Genomic DNA, 5,226 nt, shown 5'->3' with positions numbered 1-5,226 from the left:
CCTCCCCCGGCGCCGGCCGGCGCCGTTGCAGCCGCCCCTGCCGCCAGCCCGGGCCACAGCGTTCGCCGTGGTGTCGCCGGCCCGGCCCCGGGCCCCGCCGCTGGCTGCCTGACCCCAGCCGACCCGCCCGGCGGCCAACCGTCGCCCGGCACCAGTTCCAGCGAGGGCCGATGCCAGCAACCCGCCGCGCCGGCGCGGCGGGCGCGGTGCTCCTCGGTGCCATCGTGCTCTGGGCCTCACCGGCCTGGTCCCATGCCGTGCTGCTGCGGACCGAACCGGCGCCCCAGACCACCGTCGACACTGCGCCCGCGGCCGTGCGCCTCAACTTCTCAGAGCCCGTAGAGGTCACCTTCGGGGCCGTGCGCGTCTTCGACGTGGACGGCAACCGGGTGGACTCGGGCGCCATCAGCCGCAGTGACGGCAACCGCCAGGTGGTGGTCCCGGCCGACTTCACGGAGGGGACCTACACCGTCACCTGGCGCGTCACCTCGGCCGACGGCCATCCCGTGCGGGGTGGGTTCGGGTTCTTCGTCGTCCGCCCGTCCACGATCTCGGCCGTCGCTGTCCCGGTGGACACCGGGCCCCCGGCGGTGGTCACCTTGGGCTACGGCGTCGCTCGGTTCCTGTGGTTCTCGGCCATCATGGCCATCGTCGGGCTGGTGGCCGCTCGCCGGTGGGTGTGGACGCCGGCGGTCACCGACGCCGGCCTCGGCGCTTCCCCGGCGGCCGACGGGTTCAGGCGGACCTTCCGCCGGGCCGTGCCCGCGTCGTGGGCCGTCCTGGTGGTCTCGGGCGGCGCCGTCCTGGTCTTCCAGGCGGCCACCGTCTCGGGCTTGTCGCTGGCCGAGTCGGCTCGCCCGGTGGTGCTCTCGGACCTGCTGGGGACGAGCTTCGGGCGGCTGTGGAGGGTGCAGATGGCTCTCGCCCTGCTCATGGGGCTGCCGGTGGCTGCCCTCGTAGCCCGGCGCCGCCTGCTGGGCGCCCCGCCCCGGGCGTGGATCGCGGTCGGGGCGGTCGTAGCCGCCGGGCTGTGCGGGGCCACGGCCCTCAACGGCCATGCCCGGACCTTCGCGGCCCCGGCCGTGGTCGTGCCCAGCCTGGCCCTGCACCTGCTGGCCGCCGGGGTCTGGGCCGGCGGCCTGGGGGCGCTGGCGGTCCTCGGCAGCTCGGCCTGGCGCCGGCTTCCCGCGCCCGACCGGCCCGCGCTGCTGGCCCTGCTGGTGCGCCGGTTCGGCCGCTTGGCGGCCGCTTCCGCGGGGGTCGTCGCCGTGACCGGGACAGTCGTGGCCGCCGGCGGGTTCGGGGCCGTGTCCGACCTGTGGGAAGTCACGTTCGGGCGGTTGGTGGCCGCCAAGGTGGCGTTGCTGGCCGTCGCCCTGGCCCTGGCCGCCGGCCATCGCTGGCGGACCACCAGCCAGCTCGCCCAGCCCGCCACCGCCGGCCCGGCGGTGTCCTCGTTCGAGCGCACGAGCAGGGCCGAGGTACTCGTCCTGGCCGGGGCCGTAGCCCTGGCCGCCACCCTGGTGGCCCTCGTCCCCGGGCGTTCCCTGGCCCTGGCCGCCAGGGGCCCGGTCAACCAGGAGAACCGGGCCGGGGACTACGTCGTCCACCTCTACATCGACCCCACCCGCCTGGGTGAGAACGAGGTCCACGTCACGTTCGTGACCGACCGGGGCCTGGCCGCGGCCGAGGTGGCCAACCTCGAGGTCACTCTCACCACTCCCGACGGGAGCTCCCAGGCGCTGGAGCCACGCCTCATATCCCCGGGCCACTTCGTGGCCGACACCGACTTTGCCGCCCCCGGCCTCTACGGCCTCGACGTTTCGACACCGTCGGTCGAGGGCCTCTCGACCACCTTCGACTTCCGTCTCCGAGACGGGGGACAGTGAGCTCAAAGGAGCGCTGCCAGATGAGAAGATCTACCGCCTTCGCCGCCACCGTGGTGATCACGGCCGTCGTCGGTCTCCTCGCCGGCACACCGGCGTGGGCCCACGAGGAGATCAGCCCCTACGCCGTGCCCACGAACAGGCCCGCCTTCCTGGTGCTGAGCGTGGCCAACGAGAAGAGGGTCGACCTGAACCGAGTCACCATCGACGCCCCCGCCAACGGCCGCTTCGGCCATGCCGCACGCGACCCCCAAGGGTGGACCTCGACGCTCTCGCACACCTCGATCACGTGGTCGGGGGGGGCCGTGCGGCCCGACCGGTTCGAGCAGTTCGGGTTCGACGTAGAAGGCTTCGCCCAGCCTGGGGCCGTGTCCTACCAGGTCACCCTCGGTTACGCCGACGGCACGAGCACCCAGTCGGAGGTGACTGCCCTGGCGGTGGCCGATGGGGCCCCACCCATCGTGGCCCCGCCCGCCACCGACGAGCCGGCCCCGACCACCACAACCGCCCCCGGGGACGGCAACGGCGGCCCGCCAGGCCCGGGAGAACCCGTGGCCGACGCCGACGAGGGGCGGGCCACGGTGGCCCTCGTACTGTCGGTCATGGCCATGGCCATGGCCTCGGGCGGGCTCACGCTGGCCATGCGCAAGCCCAAAGCGGCGGGCGACGAGCGCCAGCGCCCCGACGGGCAGGACTGGTGAACGGGCCGGGGCGGCGCGCCCTGCCGGTGATGGCCGCCGCCCTGGCCTTGGCCGCCGTCCCCCGCCCGGCCCTGGCCCACGTCGGGGACTGCACACCCGCGCAGTCCTACACCTCGGTCGGGATCAGCGCCCTGATCGGCATCGTGCTCTTTCGTCCGTGGAGGAGGTCCACCATGAACACCACCGCCAAGGCCAGCCGCTGGGCCCTGCCCGCGGTACTGGCCGCCATCGTCACCTTCGGGGCGTGCGGGCCCGAGTCCGGTCCGGCGGCCGCCCGGCCTTCCACCGAGGCCCGGCTGGAGATCGTCCAGCCCACCCCCAATCAGAACGTGGGGCCCGACTTCCTGCTCGAGCTCAACCTCATCGGCGCCCGGGTGCTGTCCGACGAGGAGTCCGTGGGCCGGGCGCTGAGGGGTGACGAGGGCCACATCCACGTGACCCTCGACGGCCGGCTGATCTCCATGACCTACGGGACGAGCCAGGAGATTACCGACCTGGCCCCTGGGCCCCACAACCTCCAGGCCGAGTTCGTGGCCACCGATCACGCCCCCTTCGCCAACCGGGTGATCGTGGCCGTCGCCTTCAACGTCGTCGAGCCGGGGACCGAGTAGTAAGTGAGGGTGCTCCGCTCGTGAGGGCCACTCGCCCTGCTCCGTCCCCGCTGCGTACCGGCCTCGTCCTGGCCGTGATCTACGCGGCCGTGGCCGTCGTGTCCTACCGCTCGGGCACGGGCCGGCCCCTGTTCGACGGCTTCGCCCCGCCCACCCCCTACCGGTGGGTCGACCCTCCTCCCGAGTTCCGAGCCGGCAACCAGCCGCCGCGGTCCAGCACGTTCGAGGTCGCCCTCGGTCCTATGGGCTCGCCCAACGCCTCGGGGTCGAGCGAGGACGGCCAGGTCATCCTCAGCTTCGCCGCGGGCGCCTTCCCGCCCAACGCCGAGGACGCCCGGGTGGTGGTGACCGTCACACCCCTCGACCCCGCCACCCTGGCCCCGCCGCCGGCCAGCCTCGGCCCTGACGGCAACGCCTACCGGGTGGATATGGCCTACGCGCCCTCGGGGCGGGAGGTCACCGAGCTGGCCGTGCCGGGTGACGTGTTCGTCGTGGTACCCGAGCCGGCCCAGGCTCTGCTCTTCTCGTCCGACGGCCGGACGTGGGCCCCGCTCGAGTTCCGGCCTGTGCAGGACCTCGGGCAGATCGGGGGGGCGTTCACCCGGCCGGGCCACCTGCTGGCGGTGGCGCCCCCGGTGGCCCGCCCCAGCGACACGGCCGGGACCGACGAGGCCACCCGGCTGGCGATCACGGCCGCGGTCACCGCGGGGCTGGCCGTGGTCATCTGGGCCGCGCCCGCTCTCTGGCGCCGGGCCCGGCCGGCCAAGGGCGGCAGATGAGCGGGCGGGGGCCGGTGGCTCGGGGGGTGACGGTGGCGGCCATGGCCGCCCTCATGGTCGGCCTGTGGGCCAGCCCGGCCGCGGCCCACGCCATCGGCGGGGTGGAGGCGACGAACTACCGCACCGAGATCACGGGCATCTCGCCGCCGGTCGCGGGGCTGACATTCCGGGTCCGCGACCTCGGTGGCCGGTTCGAGGCGGTGAACGACACGGGCGCCGACCTGGTCGTGCTCGGGTACCAGAACGAGCCCTATCTGCGGGTGGGGCCGGCCGGCGTCTTCGAGAACCGCCGGTCGCCTTCGCTGTACCAGGACCGCGAGACCCGGCCTGGGGTGCTCGTCAGCCTGCCCCCCGAGGCCGACCCCACAGCCCCGCCCGAGTGGCACCGACGGTCCGGCGGCCGCAGCGTCTCCTGGCCGGACCACCGCATCCGTTGGGGCCAGTCCGACCCCGAGTCGGTGCGCCAGAACCCCGGTGTCGCCCAGACCGTGGTGAGCCGCTGGATCGTCCCGTTCACCCATGACGGGAGCTCGATCGTCATCACCGGGCGCATCGCCTGGGTGCCCGGGCCGGCGGCCTGGCCGTGGTTCGCGGCCGCCGCCGTCCTCTTCGGGGCAACCGTGGCCGCCGCCAACAGCCGCCGGTGGGCCGGCCTCATGAGCGGGGCGCTGGCCGTGCTGCTGGCGGTGGACGCCGTGCGCCTCTACGGGGCGGCCACCGCGGCCGGCGGGTCGGTGGCCGCCGGGCTGGCCCGGGCTGCTCTCGCGGGCGTGCTCGAGATCGCCGCCCTCGCCGGCGGTCTGTGGGCCATCGGTGCCCTCCAGCAGCGCAAGGCGGTCGGGGCCTACGCGGCCATGGCCGTGGGCATGGTGCTGGGCTTCGTCAGCGGGGTGGGCGACCTGCTCAACCTCGCGTACTCCCAGGTGCCGACGTCGCTGCCCGTCGACTTCGCCCGGGCCGCGGTGCCCGTGTGCCTGGGCATCGGCTTCGGCCTCCTGGCCGGAGGGTTCCTCGCCCTCCGGAACCTGGGGGCCACGGCCAACGACCCCCTGGCCTCGGGCGTGGCGGTGGCCGGCCGGTGAACCCCCCGACGAGCGGCTCGCTCGCACCCACCGCCGGCCCGCAGGCCCCCGCCCGCCGCCTCTTGACGAGCGGGCCGGTAATGGCCGCCGTGCTGGTGGCCGGGTCCGTCCTGCTGTTCGCCCGGCCCGCGCTGCTGGCCCCCGGCCGCGACCCGACGGGCCGCTTG

5 protein-coding genes are annotated in these 5,226 nt (G+C 75.0%); all 5 read left to right on the top strand.

Annotated features, from left to right (window positions below; all coding sequences use genetic code 11):
- Positions 1-170: 170 nt before the first annotated feature.
- The 5 genes from AB1673_14340 to AB1673_14320 are packed head-to-tail and all read left to right on the top strand — an operon-like array spanning position 171 to position 5,059.
- Positions 171-1,889, top strand: coding sequence for a copper resistance protein CopC (locus AB1673_14340; protein ID MEW6155143.1), 1,719 nt, complete (start codon positions 171-173; stop codon positions 1,887-1,889).
- Positions 1,890-1,909: 20 nt separating this feature from the next.
- Positions 1,910-2,587, top strand: a complete 678-nt coding sequence (locus tag AB1673_14335) for a hypothetical protein (protein MEW6155142.1) — start codon at positions 1,910-1,912, stop codon at positions 2,585-2,587.
- Positions 2,584-3,198: a hypothetical protein gene (locus AB1673_14330; protein MEW6155141.1), complete on the top strand. Its 615-nt coding sequence runs from the start codon at positions 2,584-2,586 to the stop codon at positions 3,196-3,198. The genes AB1673_14335 and AB1673_14330 overlap by 4 nt, the downstream gene beginning before the upstream one ends.
- 20 nt (positions 3,199-3,218) lie before the next feature.
- Complete coding sequence (locus tag AB1673_14325) at positions 3,219-3,977, top strand: hypothetical protein (GenBank protein MEW6155140.1); 759 nt, start codon at positions 3,219-3,221, stop codon at positions 3,975-3,977.
- The gene (locus AB1673_14320) at positions 3,974-5,059 is read left to right on the top strand and encodes a hypothetical protein (protein ID MEW6155139.1); all 1,086 of its coding nucleotides are present in this window, start codon (positions 3,974-3,976) and stop codon (positions 5,057-5,059) included. The genes AB1673_14325 and AB1673_14320 overlap by 4 nt, the downstream gene beginning before the upstream one ends.
- Positions 5,060-5,226: the final 167 nt, after the last annotated feature.

Source organism: Actinomycetota bacterium (genome assembly GCA_040754375.1).
In the GTDB taxonomy this organism is placed as follows: Bacteria; Actinomycetota; Acidimicrobiia; order Acidimicrobiales; family AC-14; genus JBFMCT01.
The sequence above is the reverse complement of the archived record's forward strand: the minus strand, read 5'-3'. Positions and strand labels throughout refer to the sequence as shown.